Origin of the sequence: Deinococcus marmoris (assembly GCF_001949125.1) — a bacterium.
GTDB lineage: Bacteria > Deinococcota > Deinococci > Deinococcales > Deinococcaceae > Deinococcus > Deinococcus marmoris_A.
Genome location: NZ_MSTI01000156.1, coordinates 33,568 through 50,940 on the forward strand (window position 1 = coordinate 33,568; position 17,373 = coordinate 50,940).

At 65.0% G+C, this 17,373-nt stretch carries 14 protein-coding genes; 4 read left to right on the forward strand and 10 right to left on the reverse strand.

Translation table 11 applies throughout. The features are described from left to right. Positions 1-70: 70 nt before the first annotated feature. The 8 genes from BOO71_RS22470 to BOO71_RS22505 all read right to left on the reverse strand — a co-directional run bounded on the left by BOO71_RS22470 (position 71) and on the right by BOO71_RS22505 (position 10,002). Positions 71-1,417 (reverse strand): 3-oxoacid CoA-transferase, encoded by a 1,347-nt coding sequence (locus BOO71_RS22470; protein ID WP_075836282.1) that lies wholly within the window; start codon positions 1,415-1,417, stop codon positions 71-73. Next, positions 1,414-2,691: a thiolase family protein gene (locus tag BOO71_RS22475; protein WP_075836284.1), complete on the reverse strand. Its 1,278-nt coding sequence runs from the start codon at positions 2,689-2,691 to the stop codon at positions 1,414-1,416. The genes BOO71_RS22470 and BOO71_RS22475 overlap by 4 nt, the downstream gene beginning before the upstream one ends. Positions 2,692-3,298: 607 nt before the next feature. Continuing rightward, on the reverse strand, positions 3,299-4,396 hold the full coding sequence (locus tag BOO71_RS22480) for an NAD(P)-dependent alcohol dehydrogenase (RefSeq protein WP_075836286.1): 1,098 nt from the start codon (positions 4,394-4,396) through the stop codon (positions 3,299-3,301). 54 nt (positions 4,397-4,450) lie between these two features. Beyond that, complete coding sequence (locus BOO71_RS22485; protein WP_075836288.1) at positions 4,451-5,971, reverse strand: mannitol dehydrogenase family protein; 1,521 nt, start codon at positions 5,969-5,971, stop codon at positions 4,451-4,453. A 46-nt stretch (positions 5,972-6,017) separates the two neighbouring features. Next, on the reverse strand, positions 6,018-6,686 hold the full coding sequence (locus tag BOO71_RS22490) for a nucleoside/nucleotide kinase family protein (protein ID WP_217694932.1): 669 nt from the start codon (positions 6,684-6,686) through the stop codon (positions 6,018-6,020). Between the two features lie 61 nt (positions 6,687-6,747). After that, complete coding sequence (locus BOO71_RS22495; RefSeq protein ID WP_083653744.1) at positions 6,748-7,605, reverse strand: carbohydrate ABC transporter permease; 858 nt, start codon at positions 7,603-7,605, stop codon at positions 6,748-6,750. 1 nt (position 7,606) lies between these two features. Further along, on the reverse strand, positions 7,607-8,536 hold the full coding sequence (locus tag BOO71_RS22500) for a carbohydrate ABC transporter permease (RefSeq protein WP_075836292.1): 930 nt from the start codon (positions 8,534-8,536) through the stop codon (positions 7,607-7,609). Positions 8,537-8,673: 137 nt separating this feature from the next. Then, positions 8,674-10,002, reverse strand: a complete 1,329-nt coding sequence (locus BOO71_RS22505; protein ID WP_075836294.1) for an ABC transporter substrate-binding protein — start codon at positions 10,000-10,002, stop codon at positions 8,674-8,676. A gap of 315 nt (positions 10,003-10,317) precedes the next feature. On the opposite strand from BOO71_RS22505, the gene BOO71_RS22510 reads away from it, so the two are divergent. From BOO71_RS22510 to BOO71_RS22525, 4 genes are all read left to right on the forward strand, one after another. Further along, the gene (locus BOO71_RS22510; RefSeq protein ID WP_075836296.1) at positions 10,318-11,364 is read left to right on the forward strand and encodes a LacI family DNA-binding transcriptional regulator; all 1,047 of its coding nucleotides are present in this window, start codon (positions 10,318-10,320) and stop codon (positions 11,362-11,364) included. 61 nt (positions 11,365-11,425) lie between these two features. Then, positions 11,426-12,316, forward strand: a complete 891-nt coding sequence (locus tag BOO71_RS22515) for an ROK family protein (RefSeq protein WP_075836298.1) — start codon at positions 11,426-11,428, stop codon at positions 12,314-12,316. Positions 12,317-12,512: 196 nt separating this feature from the next. Beyond that, the gene (kynU, locus tag BOO71_RS22520; protein WP_075836300.1) at positions 12,513-13,775 is read left to right on the forward strand and encodes a kynureninase; all 1,263 of its coding nucleotides are present in this window, start codon (positions 12,513-12,515) and stop codon (positions 13,773-13,775) included. Then, positions 13,772-14,617: a tryptophan 2,3-dioxygenase gene (locus tag BOO71_RS22525; RefSeq protein ID WP_075836302.1), complete on the forward strand. Its 846-nt coding sequence runs from the start codon at positions 13,772-13,774 to the stop codon at positions 14,615-14,617. Before kynU ends, BOO71_RS22525 begins: the two co-directional genes overlap by 4 nt. 54 nt (positions 14,618-14,671) lie before the next feature. Here the strand turns inward: BOO71_RS22525 and xylB are convergent, their stop codons facing one another. Both xylB and xylA read right to left on the reverse strand, forming a co-directional pair. Next, positions 14,672-16,165 carry a xylulokinase gene (gene xylB, locus BOO71_RS22530; RefSeq protein ID WP_075836304.1) on the reverse strand — a complete coding sequence of 498 codons (1,494 nt, stop codon included), beginning with the start codon at positions 16,163-16,165 and terminating at the stop codon, positions 14,672-14,674. After that, positions 16,162-17,328, reverse strand: coding sequence for a xylose isomerase (gene xylA, locus BOO71_RS22535; RefSeq protein WP_075836306.1), 1,167 nt, complete (start codon positions 17,326-17,328; stop codon positions 16,162-16,164). The genes xylB and xylA overlap by 4 nt, the downstream gene beginning before the upstream one ends. Between the last annotated feature and the right edge of the window lie 45 nt (positions 17,329-17,373).

Here is a 17,373-nt window from a genome sequence, read left to right on the forward strand (position 1 = left end):
GCTGTCCCATGACCGGGGCAAATTCGAGTTGGCACAAGTTGCTCGTCACGTGACGAGCAATTCAAATCCGTCAGGCCAGCCGCTCCACAAATGCTGCGCCAGTCGAGTTCCGCACTTCTTCAAGTGTCGCGCCCGGCATCAGTTCAGTCAGAACGAGCTGTCCGTCCGCAAGCTCAAACACCGCTTTGTCGGTGATGACCAGATCCACCGCGCCGCGCGAGGTCAGCGGCAGCGTGCAACTCTCCACGATCTTGGGTGTGCCGTCCGGGTCCGTATGGATCATGGTCACGATCAGCCGCCGCGCGCCACTGGCCAGATCCATCGCGCCGCCCACGCCCAGCAGCGGTTTGCCCGGCACGGCCCAGTTTGCCAGATTGCCTGTCACGTCCACCTGCAACCCGCCCATCACCGCCACGTCCACATGCCCGCCCCGGATCATGCCAAACGACGCGGCAGAATCGAAGTAGCTCGCGCCCGGCAGCGCCGTGACCGGAATCTTGCCCGCATTGACCGGATACTCCATCGCGCCCCCGCCTTCCGGCGCAGGGCCGACACCCAGCATGCCGTTCTCGGTGTGCAGGTTGATGTTCATCTCCGGCGTGATCAGATCGGCCACCAGCGTGGGAATCCCGATGCCCAGATTCACCACGTCGCCGGACCGCAACTCCTGCAAGGCGCGGCGGGCCATGTTCATTCGGGCCTCGTCTACACGTTTGGCCCCGCCCCTGACGTCCGCACTGCTGCCCAGGTCCACCAGGGTCAGGGTGGCCTGCACCAGATAGTCCACATACAGGCCAGGGGTGTGGACGTGTTCGGGGGCAATCTCGCCCACGTCCACGATCTCCTCGGCCTCCACGATCACCAGATGGGCCGCCGTTGCCATCGCCGGGTTGAAGTTCTGCTCGGTCAGGCGGTATTGCAGGTTGCCCGCTCTATCGGCCCGCCAGGCGCGGATCAGGGCCACATCGCCGCATAGAGCTGGGACGAACACCATCTCCTTGCCATCTAATACGCGCACGTCCGCGTCTCCGGCGATCACCGTTCCAGCAGCGGTGGGCGTGTAGAAGCCGCCGATGCCCGCCCCGCCTGCCCGTAGCGCCTCGGCCAGCGTGCCCTGCGGAATCAGTTGCACCTCCAGCGAGCCGTCCTGCGCCGCCGCCACCGCCTCCCGGTTGCTGGTGAAGAACGAGCCGATGGCCTTTTTCAACTGCCCGTTCCGCAGCAGGCGGCCCCCGCTCAATCCCGCCTCACCCACGTTGTTGCCGATAAAGGTCAGGTCACAGGTCTGGGTTTCGGCCAACGCATGAACCAGATGCACCGGGTTGCCGGTCATGCCGAACCCGCCCACCAGCAACGTGTCGCCAGATTTCACCATTGCGGCGGCTTCCTCGGCGGAAATAATGGGGACGGCCTTCATCCCTGGAGCCGCTCGATGATGGCCGCTTCTCCCTGACCGACACCCACGCACAGGGTGGCCAGACCATAGCGGGCCTCCCTGCGCCGCAGTTCATGGGTCAGCGCCACAATCAGCCTCGCCCCAGACATGCCCAGCGGATGGCCCAGCGCAATCGCGCCGCCGTTGACGTTGACCTTTGCGGGGTCCAGTCCCAGCTCACGGATCACGGCCAGGCCCTGCGCGGCGAAGGCCTCGTTGAGTTCGATCAGGTCCAGGTCCTCCTGCTGGATTCCGGTGCGTTCCAGCACTTTGCGCGTGGCTGGAATCGGTCCCAGACCCATCACGCGAGGCTCCACACCCGCCGCCGCGCCGCCCACCCAGCGGGCCAGCGGTACAATGCCCAGTTCCCGTGCCTTGCCCGCGCTCATCAGCACCAGCGCCGCTGCACCGTCGTTCAGGCCCGAGGCGTTGCCCGCCGTGACGCTGCCACCCTTGCGGAAAGCAGGTTTCAGGCCCGCAAGTTTCTCGGGCGAGGTCTCCAGCGTGAAGGTGTCACCCTCGCGCGTGTAGCGGGGATGTTCGTCGGTATCGAACACGGTCACGCCCTTGCGGCCCTTGACCTCTACTGGCACGATCTCGTCCCTGAAGCGTCCGGCATTCAGCGCCGCCACGGCTTTCTGCTGCGACTCCAGCGCGAAGGCGTCCTGATCGGCGCGGGTGATCTCGCCGCCTGCATACGCGCCGCCCTGGCTGCGTTCCACGATGTTCTCGGCAGTGTCGCCCATTGCTTCCAACGGAAACAGTTCGGCCATCGCGGGATTCGGGAACCGCCAGCCCAGCGTGCTGTCGTAGACCGTCACGTTGCCGTTCTGGAACGCGCCAGCCCCCTTGGGCATCACCAGCGGCGCGCGGGTCATGCTTTCCACACCGCCAGCCACGTACACGTCGCCGTCCCCGTTGCGGATGGCGCGGGCCGCCGTGTTGATGGCCGCCAGACCCGAAGCACACAGGCGGTTGACCGTCAGCCCTGCCACCGTATCGGGAAGACCCGCGAGCAGGGCGGCCATGCGCGCCACGTTGCGGTTGTCCTCGCCCGCCTGATTGGCGCAGCCCAGGATCACTTCCTCGATCAACTCGGGCGGAACACCGCTTCTTTCCACGGCAGCTTTGATGATCTGGGCGGCCAGATCGTCGGGGCGGACGGTGGACAGTGCGCCGCGAATGGCCCCGATGGGCGTGCGCACGGCGGATACGATGACGACATCTCGGTCTTGAAGTTGGGTTGCTGAGGTCATGGAGACTCCTTGACGCGTCCAGTTGATGTATGAAGCGGAACACGACGCGCCTTTCTCTCCAGCATAGTCGGCTCCGCTGAGCAGCGGGCGAAGTGCCACCGAGTCGGATTTTTTCGGTGCGCTGATTCCGATGCCACAGCAAGGAGGGGATGACTCCGAAATAGGCAGCAGGTCAGGCACTCTTCCCTGGTGCGGCGAATGAGAGCAGTCGAGCGAATGATACGGATTCCGCTTAATTACCGTATAGAGGACACCAGTGGAACAGGATGTGCTGGGTGAGGTGATCGAGTTGTCGGCGGCACTGTGGCGAAAAATGATGGCTGAATAGAATTTAGCGATGCTCCAGTCTGCGCTTTTTATTCGGAGTCCGTATGAAACGGATTCCATTCGTAACGTGGCAGAAATCGGAACAGCACGCATGACTGGTATAGCCCGCATATAGGACGCTCTCCCTCCCGCTCGGATTGTCTTGAGTAGGAGTCCGTTCCATTTCCAAAATGAACGTCCAGCACGGCACATTTTTATGCCTGCAACCTCCTGTCCATGAAATGTCGAAGGGAGGCGCGGCCACGCTGAGCGGCCCCACCTCCCCCACGGAAACGGACGCTCAGCTCACGTCGATCATCACTTTCATGCTGGCCTTTTTCTCGTGGTCTGCGAACTCGAAGGCTTCAGGGGTCTGATCGAAGGTGTACCGGTGCGTGACCAGTGCGTCCAGATCGATTGCGCCGCTGGCCACCAGTGCGATGGCCGCCGGGTAGCAGTTGGCGTAGCGGAATACCCCGCGCAGCGTGACCTCGCGGCTGGCCGCCGACACGATATCCAGGCTGACCTCGGGATCTGGCGGCAGACCCACCAGCACCGCCCGGCCACCGGGGCGCGGCGCGGCCAGTGTCATGCGCGTGGTGGGCAGGCTGCCCGCCGTCTCGAAGGACACATCCACCCCCGCGTGAGACAGGGGCAGATCGCCTTTTGTCAGCTCGCGGATCACGGCCAGCACATCTTCATTGCGGGCGTTGATGGTGTGCGTGGCCCCCACCTTGCGCGCCAGTTCAAGCCGGAAGTCCTCCAGATCGACGGCGATGATGGTGGTGGCTCCCGCCGCTTTGGCCGCCTGAATGGTGGTGCAGCCAATCGGACCCGCGCCGAACACCGCCACGCTGTCCCCCGGCACCACGCTGCCTTTGCGGGCGGCCCAGATGCCCACCGCCAGCGGTTCCAGAAGCGCGCCCGCGTCGTCACTGATGCTGTCGGGCAGCTTGAAGGCGAAGTCGTCGGGCCAGATCACATACTCGCCCAGCGCGCCATTGACCGGGGGCGTGGCCATAAAAGTCATGTGCGGGCAAAGGTTGTACTCGCCGCGCTTGCAGTACACGCAGCGGCGGCACGGGTAGCCCGGCTCAAGCGCCACCCGGTCCCCCACCTGTAAACCCGTCACGCCCGCGCCCAGCGCCTCCACCACGCCCATGACCTCGTGGCCCAGCACCAGCGGGGCCTCCACCACGAAGGAGCCGATACGCCCGTGGGTGTAGTAATGCACGTCGCTACCGCACACGCCGATACGTCTCACGCGCACGCGCACCTCGCGTGGGCCGGGGGCGGGCACCTCGCGCGTTTCCCATTTCAGATCGCGGATGCCGTGCAGCACGCTGGTGCGGGAAGTCTGCGTTTCGGGGCTGATGGGGGGATGGTCAATGGAAGTCATATATGTGCCTCGGTTTGGATTGGCTGTGAGAGAGGGGAGCGGAAAGCGTGTCGGTCAGGAACGGTGTCCAGCAGGCGACGGCGACATGTCGTCCGGGCGGGACGCTTGCAACAGCGCCTCGATTGCGCCGATAGGGCCAAGCTCCCGCAGGCTTTCGCGGGCTGCCAGATAGGCTGCTTTGAAGCGCGCATCATCTCCCAGATCGCCGAACAGTTCCCTGAGTTGCAGGAACGCGCCGGGCTGCGTGGCCTCGCGGCGCACGGCCTCAAGCAGCGCTGGACCGCGCTGATCCTGGAGTGGCGGCACGGGACCGCCCGCTTCCACCGCCTCCAGATACGCCGCCCACGACGCCACCACCAGCGCAGCGTGGCTGATCTCGCCGCTCCCCACTAATTGATCGCGCACCACTGGCAGCAGGAATTTAGGAATGCGCTCGGAGCCGTCGAAAATCAGGCGGGCCAGCGTGTCCTGAATGGCCGTGCTGGCAAAGCGCTCGATCAACTGGTGCTGGTAGGCATTCAGGTCCATGCCGGGCACAGGCTTGAGCGTCGGCGCACCCTCGCGGGCCATGTAGCCCAGCAGGAAATCCACGAACATGGGCTGGCGACAGACCTCGTGCGCGTAGGTGTACCCGGCCAGCAACCCCAGGTAGCCCATCGCCTGATGCGCGGCGTTCAGCAGCCGCAGCTTCATCAGCTCATAGGGTTCCACGTCATGAACCACCTGCACGCCCACCGTTTCCAGCGGGGGCCGTCCCAGCGTGAAATGATCTTCCAGAACCCACTGGGTAAAGCTCTCGCCCACCACCGGCCAGCCGTCCTCGATGCCCGACTGCGCGGACAGTTCCTTCCGGTCCCGGTCCGTGGTCATGGGGGTGATGCGGTCCACCATCGAATTGGGAAAGGCGACATCGCGGGCAATCCAATCGCCCAGATCGGCGTTCTTGAGGCGTGCGAAGGCACTCAGGACCTTCTGGGTCACGTGGCCGTTGCCCTGGATATTGTCGCAGGACATCACGGTGAAGGGCGGAATTCCACGTTCGTGGCGGCGGCGCAGGCCCTCGGTAATCAGACCGAACACCGTTCTGGGCACTGCGCCTGCTTGCAGATCGTGGGCGATGTCCACACCCGTGGGATCGAACTCGCCCGTCGCGTTGTTCAGGCTGTAACCGCCCTCAGTGACGGTCAGCGAGACGATGCGGGTGGCGGGATCGGCCAGTTTCTCGATCACCTTTTCGGGATCGTCCGGGGCGAACAGAAAGTCATGGATCGAGCCGATCACCCGCGTATCCACGTCGCCCGCCGGGGATTTGGTGACCAGGGTATAGAGGTGGTCCTGCGCGGCCAGCACGTCCCGCATTTTCGCGTCGCCGGGCAGCACGCCCACGCCGCAGATCGCCCACTCGGTATGATCTCCGGCATTCAACACCCGGTCCAGATACATCGCCTCGTGCGAGCGGTGGAAGCCGCCGACGCCGAAATGCACGATGCCAGTGCGGAGGGTGCGCGGATCGTACTCAGGAACAGCGACGCCGGGGCCGAGCTGATTGAGGTTGTTGAGGTTGAGCTGGGTCATGGATGACGCTCCAAGAGGGGTTCGAGACCGGGAAAGAGAATTGATTTCATTCGACGAATTGCACGATCAGATCGGCGCGGGCGCGGGTGGAATGGATGAGGGCGGCGTTCGGCCCGTCTACCGAATCCACCCAGCTTGCTGCCTCGTCAGAAGCTTTGCCGAAAGCGACGTGACGCGCAACCAGACGCGAGAGGCGCACGGTTTCGGGCAGGTCCAGAAACCAGACTGCATCCAGCGCAGGTCTGACCCGGTCCCACTCCCCATCTTCAAGCAACAGGTAGTTGCCCTCGGTGAGGATCAGGGGTGTGCCTGCGGGAACAGCAATAGCGCTGCCGATGGATTCTTCGAGGTGGCGGTCAAAGGTGGGGGCGTACACCGTCTGGTCTTTCTCGGCGCGCAGCCGTTCAAGCAGCGCCGCGTAGCCGCCCGCATCGAAGGTGTCGGGTGCGCCCTTGCGGTCCCGTCGGCCCAGCCGCTCCAGTTCTGCATTCGCCAGATGAAAGCCGTCCATGCCCACCAGCGCCGCCGCATCTCCCAGAGCTTCAGCCAGCGCCGTGCAGAGGGTGGATTTGCCCGCCCCCGGTGCGCCCACGATGCCCAGAATGCGCCGCTCGCCGGGAACGATCATGGCCCGCGCCCGCACCAGCAGCTCGGCCAGAGTCGCCTGAACGGTTTCGGGTGGGGTCAGTTGTGGGTTGGGACGCAGGGGCATCATCTCAATTCTCCATTGGGGAAAGGGGCGTGTAGCAGGCTTACTTCACTCCTTTATTTAACTGCTATTTAACTGCGCCGAAGCTCAGGCCACGCACCAGTTGGCGCTGGGCCACCCAGCCGAAGATCAGCACCGGCAGCACGGTCAGCGCGGCGGCGGCGCTCATCTGCGCCCAGAACAGGCCCATGCTGGTCTTGAACGAACTGATGAAGACGCTCAGCGGCGCGGCGTCCGAACTGGTCAGGTTCACCGCAAAGAAGACCTCGTTCCATGCGAAGATCACCGCCAGCAGCGCGGTGGCGGCCATGCCCGGCGTGGACAGCGGCAGCGCGATCCCGAAGAATTCCTGCGCCACCGACGCGCCGTCCACCTTGGCGGCCTCGTAGATGGCGAACGGAATCTCGGTCATGTAGCTGTGCATCATCCAGACCACCAGCGGCAGGTTCATGGTGGTGTACATCAGGATCAGTCCCGGCAGGGTGTCCAGCAGGTGCAGGTTGCGGAACAGCAGGAACAGCGGCACGATCACGCCCACGGCGGGCATCATCTTGGTGGACAGCATCCAGGTCAGCGTGCCCTGCGCGCGGGTGGTGGGATACACCGCCAGCGCAAAGGCGGCGGGCAACCCCAGCACAAAGGCCAGCAGCGTGCTGCCGATGGCGGCGATCAGGCTGTTCTTCAGCGCCGGAAAGTAACTGGGGAGCGCCGCCTTGAAGTTCTCCAGGATCGGCGTGAAGGCAAAGACGGGCGGGCTGGCAAAGGCCTCGGCCTCGGTCTTGAAGGCAGCCAGGAACATCCACACCAGGGGAAACAGGAAGGCGATGGCGATCAGGTAAGTGATGACGGTCAGCACGGTGTTGCGGACCTTGATCCGGTTCTTGTCGCGTTTGACCGGCATGGAGCTACTGGGTATGGTCGTCATCTCATCCTCCCTTGTTGGACTGGTTGGTGCGGTTGATCATCCGCAGCAGGTAGACCGCCAGGATGTTGGTGAGGATCACGGTGATCACGCCTGCCGCGCTGGCCAGACCGATGTTGTACTCGGCAAAGGCTTTCTGGTAGATGAAGTACGGCAAATTGGTGGTGGCCAGTCCCGGCCCCCCGGAGGTCGAGCCGTAAATTTCGCCGTAGACCTGGAGCAGCGCGATGGTCTCCATCAGCACCACCACCTGAATGGCCTGGGTCCAGTGCGGCATTACGATGTGCTGGAACTCCTGCAAGGGGCTGGCCCCGTCCAGGCGGGCGGCTTCCAGTTGATCGTCGGGCAGGCTTTGCAGGCCGGTCAGCAGGATCAGCATGGCAAAGGGGGTCCATTCCCAGGTGATCATGGCGATCACGCTGGCCATCGGAAACTGCGCCAGCCAGTCCACCGGCTGTCCGCCCAGCGAGGCCACCACCCACGAGAAGAAGCCGAACACCGGGTTGAGCAGCATGTTCTTCCAGACCACCGCCGTGACGATGGGCATGACCAGAAACGAGCTGATCATCAGGGTTCGCAGCAGCCCTCGCCCCGGAAAGTTGCGGTTGAGCAGCATGGCCATCGCGCCGCCGATGAACAGGGTCAGGATCAACGTACCGCCCGCCAGAATGACGGTGTTCAGCACGACTTGCAGGTTCTGCGGGTTGGTCAGCAGCGTGGCGTAGTTGCCGAAACCGATAAAGGGCCGGTTGTCGGGAATAACCAGGTTGTAGTTGAAAAACGAGTAGTAGATCGTCATGAAAAACGGCACCTGGGTGGTCAGGATCAGGTACAGCATGGCGGGCCAGATCAGCGCGGCGGGGGTCAGCTTGAAGCCGCGTTTGGGGGCGGGCGGACTGGCCGTGGTGGTGGTTGGACGGACGGCGGTGGTCATGGGGTCCCCCTTATGGCAACAGAAAGCACGGTGGCAGCAGACGGAACGCGTCGGGTGGGTCGTTCTCGCAAAAGATAAGGAGGAGCCGGGCAACGTGGCCCAGCCTCCTCCTCAACCTGAATCAGAAGCGCCGGGGTTTATTTCTGGTAGCCGCCTTCCTTGGCAACCTTGTTGGCGGCGTCCTGCGCCTGCTTCAGCGCCTGATCCACGGTGGTCTGGCCGCTGATCGCCCCGGCCAGGAACTGACCGACCTGGGTGCCTAGCGCCTGGAACTGCGGGATTGCGACGTACTGGATGCCCGCGTAGGGAACGGGGTCCTTGGTGGCGTTGTTGACATCAGCGCTGTTGATGGCGCTCTGAACCAGTCCGCTGAAGGCTCCAGCGGCCTTCTTGTAGTTGGGGTTGCTGTAGGTGCTGGTGCGGGTGCCGGGGGGCACGGCGGCCCAGGTGCCCTTCTCCTTGGCGACCAGGGCGATGTACTCCTGGCTGGTGGCCCAGGTGATGAACTTGAAGGCGGCGTCTTCCTTCTTGGTGCTCTTGGGAATGGCCAGGTTCCAGCTCCAGTACCAGTGGTTGCCCTTGGGGGTGCCGGGGCCGGTGGGCGCGTTGGCAAAGCCAATCGACTTGGTGACCTTGGAGGCGCTGGGATCGCTCAGCAGTCCGGCGGCCACGGTGGCGTCCACCCACATGCCGCATTTGCCCTGGCTCATCAGGGTCAGGTTCTCGGTGAAGCCGTTGCCGGTTGCGCCGGGAGGGCCGTACTTCTTGATGGTGTCCACGTAGAAGGTCATGGCGTTCTTCCAGGCTGGGGAGTCAAGTTGCGCCTTCCAGTCGTTGTCGTACCAGCGTCCGCCGAAGGTGTTCATGACGGTGCTGAACACGGCCATGTTCTCGCCCCAGCCCGGCAGCCCGCGCAGGCAGATGCCGTAGACGCCCTTGCTGGGATTGTGAACCTTGGCGGCGAAGCCCTGAATCTGGCTCCAAGTGGGGTTCTGCGGCATGGTCAGGCCAGCGGCCTTGAACAGGTCCTTGTTGTAGTACGTCATGCTGCTCTCGGCGTAGAACGGAACCGCGTACAGGTTCTTGTTGACCGTGAGGGCCGCGCGGACCCCTGGAATCACGTCGTCGAGGTTGTAGCTCTTGGCGATGTCGGCGTTCTTGGCAAACATTGGGGTCAGGGGATCGAGCCAGCCGTTCTTGGCCCAGATCGGCACTTCGTAGGCCCCCACCGTGGCGACGTCGAAGCTGCCTGCACCGCTCGCCACATCCAGCGTGACCTTCTGGCGCAGTTCGTTCTCGGGCAGAACCACCCATTTGGTGGTGATATCGGGGTACTTCTTGGTGAACTCGCCCGACAGCTTCTGCATGGTGACCATGTCCGGGTTGTTCACGGTGGCGATGGTAATGGTGGTGGCGGCCTGCGCGGTGGCAGTCAGGGCAAGGCTGAGCATCAACAGTCGTTTCATGGGTATTCCTCCACATCGCCGCAAAAACTGTTGCGGCGAACAAGTGAACGGCAGATCATAGCGGTCCATGACGGCGCGTTCGGGGCAGGCCGGAGCGGTCCCCGGTCAGATGATGAATGGTCTCGTGTCCATTACTTAACCACAGATTTTCCCATTCGTCAAATGCCTCAATTCTGGACTCGCTCCAGACTGTCACCTGTAGAGGCAGATAACAGGAGAGCAATCGGCTCGTACAGCGGTGGACAGGAGACCATCCCGTGATATGGCAGTCGCAAAGGGACATGTCCTGGGCCTGAACCGCTTACAATATCGGGCGTGTCAACGATCCAGGATGTCGCGCGGCTGGCCGGAGTGTCGCCCACAACGGCCAAACGTGCCCTACGCGACCCCGACAAGCTCACCGCCGAAACGCTGGCGCGGGTGCAGGCGGCCATCGAGGAACTGCACTACGAACCCGATGTGCGTGCGGGCAGCCTGCGCGGCGGCCAGAGCCGCACGGTGGGACTGGTGGTGGCCAGCATCGTCGAGCCGTTCTTCGCGCAGTTTGCCCGCGCCGCCGCCCGGCACCTCAAGGCCGCCGATTACACCCTGATCGTCAGCGAGAACGAGTACAGCGCCCACCTGGAACTCCCTGAACTACGCCGGCTGTACGGTCAGCGGGTGGCGGCCATCATGCTGCGCCCCGGCTACGGTGAGGAAAGCCGCGAGTACCTGGAGCGCCTGCGTGACCGGGGGCTGTTCATTCTGGAATTCGATTACGCGCCGGATGGCTCGGACTTTCCCAGCGTGGTGCTGGACCACGCCGGCTGCATGCGGGAGGCGGTGGCCTACCTGCACGGGCTGGGCCACACCCGGATTGCCGCGCTGGGCACCTATGATCCCGAGGTTCACCCGGAAGACCGCTCGCGCACCTTTCCGCAGGCCATGCGGGACCGGGGTCTGAACGTGCCGCCCGAATACGGGCGTGTGGTCCTGCTGACCGAGGACACCGCCTACGACCTGACCCACGAGCTGCTGGCGCTGCCCACGCCGCCTACCGCCCTGATCGCCCTGACTGGCACCCAGGCCATCGGCGCGTTCCGGGCCATCCGCGAGCGTGGCCTGTGCCTGCCGGGTGACCTGTCGCTGCTGACCTTCGACAACTACCCCTGGACTGCGCTGGTGGACCCGCCCATCACCGTGATCGAGCAGCCCGTCGAGGCGATGGCCGAGGCGGCAGCCCACGCGGTGCTGCGTGCCCTGGAGGGCGGATTTGACGCGAGCAGCACAACCACGCCCCAGCACGCGGTCTTTCCGGGCCGCCTGATCGTGCGCGGCAGTTGCGCCCCGCCGCGCGTGCCCAGTCTGGCCCTGACCCTCTGAACTCTGGCCCGCTGAGGTCCGCCACAGAAAGGTCTGCGCCCCGCCGTGCTGTAATTCCTACATGTCCACTCCTGCACCCCTCCTGGCCCTCGACATCGGCGGCACGTCCATGCGGGCCGCGCTGATGGAAGCCGGGCAGATTATCCGCCGCGCCGAGGTGCGCACGCCCAAGCCCAGCACGCCAGACGCTGTGATCGCAGCGGCGCTGGAACTGGCCGGCCCGCTTGCCCCGGACGCCGCCGCCGTGGGGGTGGCGTGCGCGGGTGCGGTGGCCGCCGGGCGCGTGACCGCCACGGCTGTCCATACCTTTCCCGGCTGGACCGACATCCCGCTTGAGGGGCAGATCGGGGCCGGACTGAATCTGCCCTGCGCCGCCCTGAACGACGCCCGCGCCGCTGCCTGGGGCGAATACGCGGCGGGGGCTGGCCGGGGCACGGGCGAATTCATGTTCATCACTGTCAGCACAGGCGTGGGTGCGGGGCTGGTGCTGGGCGGGCGGCTGCATCTGGCGGGCAATGGCCTGGACGCTGAACTGGGCTTCGTCAGCGTGCCTGCGGTGTGGAAACGGGGGGCGGAAGTGTCGCCGCTGGGGGAACTGGGACCGCTGGAATTCGAGACGAGCGGGACGGCCCTGGGCGCTCAGGCGCTGGCTCTGGGACTGACCGACGCCCGCGCCCTGGCCGATGCCGCCGAAGCTGGGGATGGTGAAGCCGACGCGAGTTACCGCCGCTCCGCCGCCCTGATCGCCTGGAAAATTGCCGACATCGCTGCGTTGCTGGGCGTCACGCGTGTGGCGCTGGGCGGCAGCGTGGGCCTGCGGGCCGGATATCTGGACCGGGTGCGGGGGAGCCTGGGTCAGTTTCCACCGCGCTATCAACCCGAAGTCGTTCACGCCGAACTGGGCGCGGACGCCGGGCTGATCGGTGCGGGACTGTGGGCCGGGCGCGATTGAGCCGCCGCTCTATACTCCAGATCATGTCAACCGCTGGCCCGCACCACGAAACCCGCGCCGGGGCGAACGCCATCGCCCACGCGCTGCGGGCGTGGTGGTGTGCCCGACTGGGTCGCCCGCTGCGGGGTTGAGGCGCTTGCCTGTCCATGCCCCCACATCGGGGCCAGCTTCTCGTTTCTTCCCCAGAGGTATAGCCATGACCGTATTTGACCGCCTGTTCGCTGATTCCACCCTGAGCCAGTTGCAGGAAAAGGACGCCCGCGATCCGCTGGCCCACAAACGCGCCGAATTCAAGTTGCCGGAGGGCGTGGTCTATCTGGACGGCAACAGCCTGGGCGCGTTGCCGCTGACCGTTCCTGCCCGCCTGGCCCGCGTGGCCGAGGAGGAATGGGGCGGCCAGCTCATCCGCTCGTGGACTGCCAACGCGGAGGCGGCTCAGGACTGGATGAACCTGCCGGACCGCGTGGCGGCCAAGATCGCCCCCCTGATCGGCGCGCAGCCGCATGAAGTCGCGGTGGGCGACAGCACCAGCGTCAACATCTTCAAGCTGCTGGCCGCCGCGCTCCATATGGCCCCGCCCGAACGCCGCGTGATCCTGACCGACGCCGATAATTTCCCCACGGACCTGTACATGGCGCAGGGCTTGAACGCGCTGCTGGGCGAGAAGTACGAGTTGCGGCCCGTGCCGTCTGCCGAACTGGAAGCCAACCTGACGGGTGACGTCGCCCTGACCCTGCTGACCGAGGTAGATTACCGCACGGGCCACAGGCTGGACATGGCGGGCCTGACGGCAAAAGCGCACCGCCACGGCATCCTGACGGTGTGGGATCTGGCGCATTCCGCCGGGGCGTTTCCCGTGGATCTGAACGGTGTGGGCGCAGACTTCGCGGTGGGCTGCGGCTACAAATTTCTCAACGGCGGTCCCGGCGCACCCAGTTTTCTGTTTGTGGCTGGGCGGCATCAGGATTCGGCCCGCGCCTTCCTGAGCGGCTGGATGGGCCACGCCGACCCCTTCGAGATGGCCCGCGATTTCACCCCCGCCCCCGGCGCACGGCGCTACGTGGTGGGCACGCCCACGGTCCTCAGCCTGAGCGCGCTGGACGCTGCTCTGGACGTATTTGCGGATGTGGACATGAACGTGTTGCGGGCCAAATCGCTCTCGCTGACCGACACGTTTATCGACCTGATGGAGCCGTTGACGGCCCAGTATCCGCTGACGCTGGTCACGCCGCGAAACCATGACGAGCGCGGCAGTCAGGTCTCCTACAGGCATCCGCAGGCGCGGGAAGTGATGCAAAAGCTGATCGAGAGCGGCATCCTGGGCGACTACCGTACGCCGGACATCCTGCGCTTCGGCTTCACGCCGCTGTACCACTCGCACGCGGACGTGTGGCGGGCCGTGCAGGGCATCAAGCGTGTCCTAGAAAATGAGGTGTTGGAGGAGGGCGAGAGGACATGACCGATCGGAACGCCCCCGCCCAGGATGCCCCGGAACGCGCCTACACCGACTTCACCCAGAGCCTCAGCTACGGCGATTACCTTCGACTGGACACGCTCAAGGCCGCCCACCAGCCGATCACGGAAGCACACGACGAACACCTGTTCATCACCGTTCACCACGTCTCGGAAGTGTGGCTGGAACTGATCGTGCGCGAACTCGGGGCGGCTATGCGCCTGCTGGAAGGCGGCATCACCGACGCGCCGCTGAAGATGCTGACCCGCGTGGTGCGCGCCCAGGAGCAACTGACCAACGCCTGGGAAGTCCTGAAGACCATGACACCCGCCGATTATCTGCAATTCCGGCATGCCTTCGGGCAGGCGTCGGGCTTCCAGTCGGCCAGCTACCGCACGGTGGAATTCCTGCTGGGCAACCGCCGCGCCGTGCTGCTGCGCCCGCACGAACACCGCCCGGACCTGCACGGCCCGCTCGAAGCTGTGTTGAACGCCCCCAGCGTCTACGATCTGGCCCTGCGGCTGCTGGCCGAACGCGGGCTGCCGGTGCCGGACGAGGTGCTTCAGCGGGACCTCACCCTGCCGCCCGTGTTGAATGAGACCGTGCTGGACTCCTGGCTGACCGTCTACCGCGATCCGCAGACGTACTGGGACCTGTACGAGCTGGCCGAGAAGTTGCTGGACGTGGAGGACAACTTCCGGCGCTGGCGCTTTAACCACCTGACCACCGTGGAGCGCACGATTGGCTTTAAAGCGGGTTCCGGCGGCACCAGCGGCGCGGGCTACCTGCGCGGTGTGCTGGGCGTGGTGCTGTTCCCCGAACTGTGGGAAGTGAGGACGCGACTGTAAAACAGCGACGTGGACAGGAGCCGTTTCGCTCTTGTCCACGTCGCTGTCTTTCGGTTACAACTCCGGCAATGTCTCCAGCGCCGCCGCATGTTGCTTCAGCGCCTGCGTCATCGGCTGCGGCACAACCGCCTCACCCTGGGGTCTGAGCGTGTCCATCACTGCTTTGATGTCGGGGAACAGTCCGGCGGCGGGCATGGCGAGCAACGCCGCCCCCTCCGCCGCGCCGGGCGCATGTTCGATGTGCTGCACGGGCAATTCCAGTGCGCCGCTGACCAGACCCAGCCACAGGTCACTACGCGCGCCGCCGCCCGTGGACAGCAATGTGGTCAGGCTGGAAATCGGCTGCATGACCTTGTAGGTGTCCGACAGCGCGCAGACTGTGCCTTCCAGCAGTGCGCGGACCAGATGCGGGCGGCGGTGCGCCAGACTCAGGCCGGACCACGAACCGCGCAGGTCCGGGTTCATCAGCGGGCTGCGCTCCCCGGCCAGATAGGGGAGGAAGGTCACGCCCTCCGCGCCGTCTGGAACGGTGGCTGCTTCTTCCAGCAGGTCCGCGAAATCCGTTTCGGGGGCCAGCGCGTCGTGGAACCATTGCAGCGCCCCAGCGCAGGCCAGCGTGACGCCCAGCAGGTTGTAGCCGCCGTCGGCGTGGGCAAACAGGTGAACGCGGCCCTGCGGATCGGGGGTGGGCGTGTCCAGCGGGGCAAACAGCACGCCGCTGGTCCCCAGGCTGACGCTGCCCACGCCGGGGCGGTGAGCGCCCAGTCCCAGACCGATGCCCGCCGCCGCGTTGTCGCCGCCGCCCGCAACAATTTTCAGGTCAGCGGGCAATCCGGTCTGCGCCGCCATTTCGGGCAGAATCTGGCCCACCACCGCCCAGGAGTCCACCACTTCGGGAAAGAGGTCCACACTCAGCGACAGGGCGTTCAACACGTCCATATCCCAGGTCTTGGCCGCCAGATTCAGCGCACCGATCCCCGATGCGTCAGACGGCTCGGTGAAGAAGTTACTGGTCAGTACATAACCCAGGTAATCCTTGGGCAGCAACACTTTGTGCAGGCGGGCGAAGTTCTCCGGCTCGGCCTGACGAAGCCACACCACCTTGGGCAACTGAAACCCGGTCACGGCGCGGTTGCCAGTGCGGGCGATCAGTTCCTCGCGAAGAATGGCGGCCTCAATCTCGTCCACCGCCGCCCCGGTGCGCTGATCGTTCCACAGGGGCGCAGGACGAATCACCTCGCCGCTTTCATCCAGAAAGACCGCGCCGTGCATCTGCCCGCTGAGGCCCAGGGCCAGCGGCGTGCGGCCATCTACTTTCAACGTCCCAGCCAGCTCTTTGAGCGCGTCCAGCGTGGCCGAGGCCCAGTCCTGCGGGCGCTGCTCGGTCCAGCCGGGCTGCGGCGTCAGCAGCGGGTAGGTTCGTGTGGTGCTGGCCACCACATTCCCGCCCGCGTCCAGCGCCACCGCCTTGACGCCGCTGGTGCCGATGTCGATGCCCAGAGTGACTGGCCGGGACGTGACAGGCTGTGTTGTCTGGGGCTGGCTCACCCGCGCACGCCCATCAGCAGCTCAATGGTCATCTGGTCCAGGGCTTCCAGGCCCGGTCCACGCACGCCCAGCGCCTCACGGTCAAACTCGCGGTTCTTCAGGGCCTCGGCATTCTCGGGCGAGAATTTGCTCAGGGCGGCCAGTTCCGTGTCCTCCACACGGTACGCCTCCAGCGCCGCCGTGATCTCGGGATCGGCGTGGAACTGGGCCACCTTGTCCTTCAGGATCAGGTAGGTCCGCATGCAGCCGCGCGCGAAGGCCCACACGCCCGCCTCGTCCTCAGTGCGCAGGGCGTGGGCGTCAAAGTGCAGCGGGCCGCTGTAACCCGTGTCCTCCAGCAGCATGACCGTGAAGAACGCGCCCTTGATGTTCTCCGCGCCGAAGCGCAGATCCTGATCGAAGCGGCCCATCTTCTGATCGTTCAGGTCAATGTGGAACAGCTTGCCCGCGTCCAGTGCCTGGGCGATGGCGTGCGGAAAGCTCAGGCCCGCCATCGTCTCGTGGGCAAACTCGGGATTGACGCCGAACAGTTCGGGCTTATCCAGCGTGGGAATGAAGCCCAGAGCACTCCCAACGGTGGGCAAAAAGATGTCGGCACGCGGCTCGTTGGGCTTGGGTTCCAGCGCGAAGCGGTAGCCGTAGCCCTGAGATTCGCTGTATTCGGCCAGGAAGTTGAGGCTCTCACGGAACCACGCCAGCGCGTCCATCAGCTTCCCGCCCGCGTCCACCTCGGTTCCCTCGCGCCCCCCCCAGAACACGTAGGTCTTCGCGCCCAGCTCGGCTCCCAGGTCCATTGAGCGCATGGTCTTTTGCAGCGCGTAGGCCCGCACGCGGCGGTCCGCGCTGGTGAACGCGCCGTCCTTGAATGCCGGATCGCCAAACAGGTTGGTGGTGGCCATTGGCACCTTCAGCCCGGTTTCAGCCAGCGCGGCTTTCAGGTCACTCACAATTTTGTCGCGCTCGGCAGCAGTCGCGTCAATTGGCACCAGATCGTTGTCGTGCAGGTTGATGCCCGACGCGCCCAGTTCGGCCAGCTTCCGCACGATGTACGGCGCACTCAGCGGCTGGCGGGTGGGTTCGCCAAACGGATCGCGCCCGACATTGCCGACGGTCCAGAGGCCAAAGGTAAAACGATCTGCGGCGGTGGGGGTAAAGTTGGTCATGGTTCTCCCAGGGTATAACGAAAACGATTTCAGTTTGATTTGAGC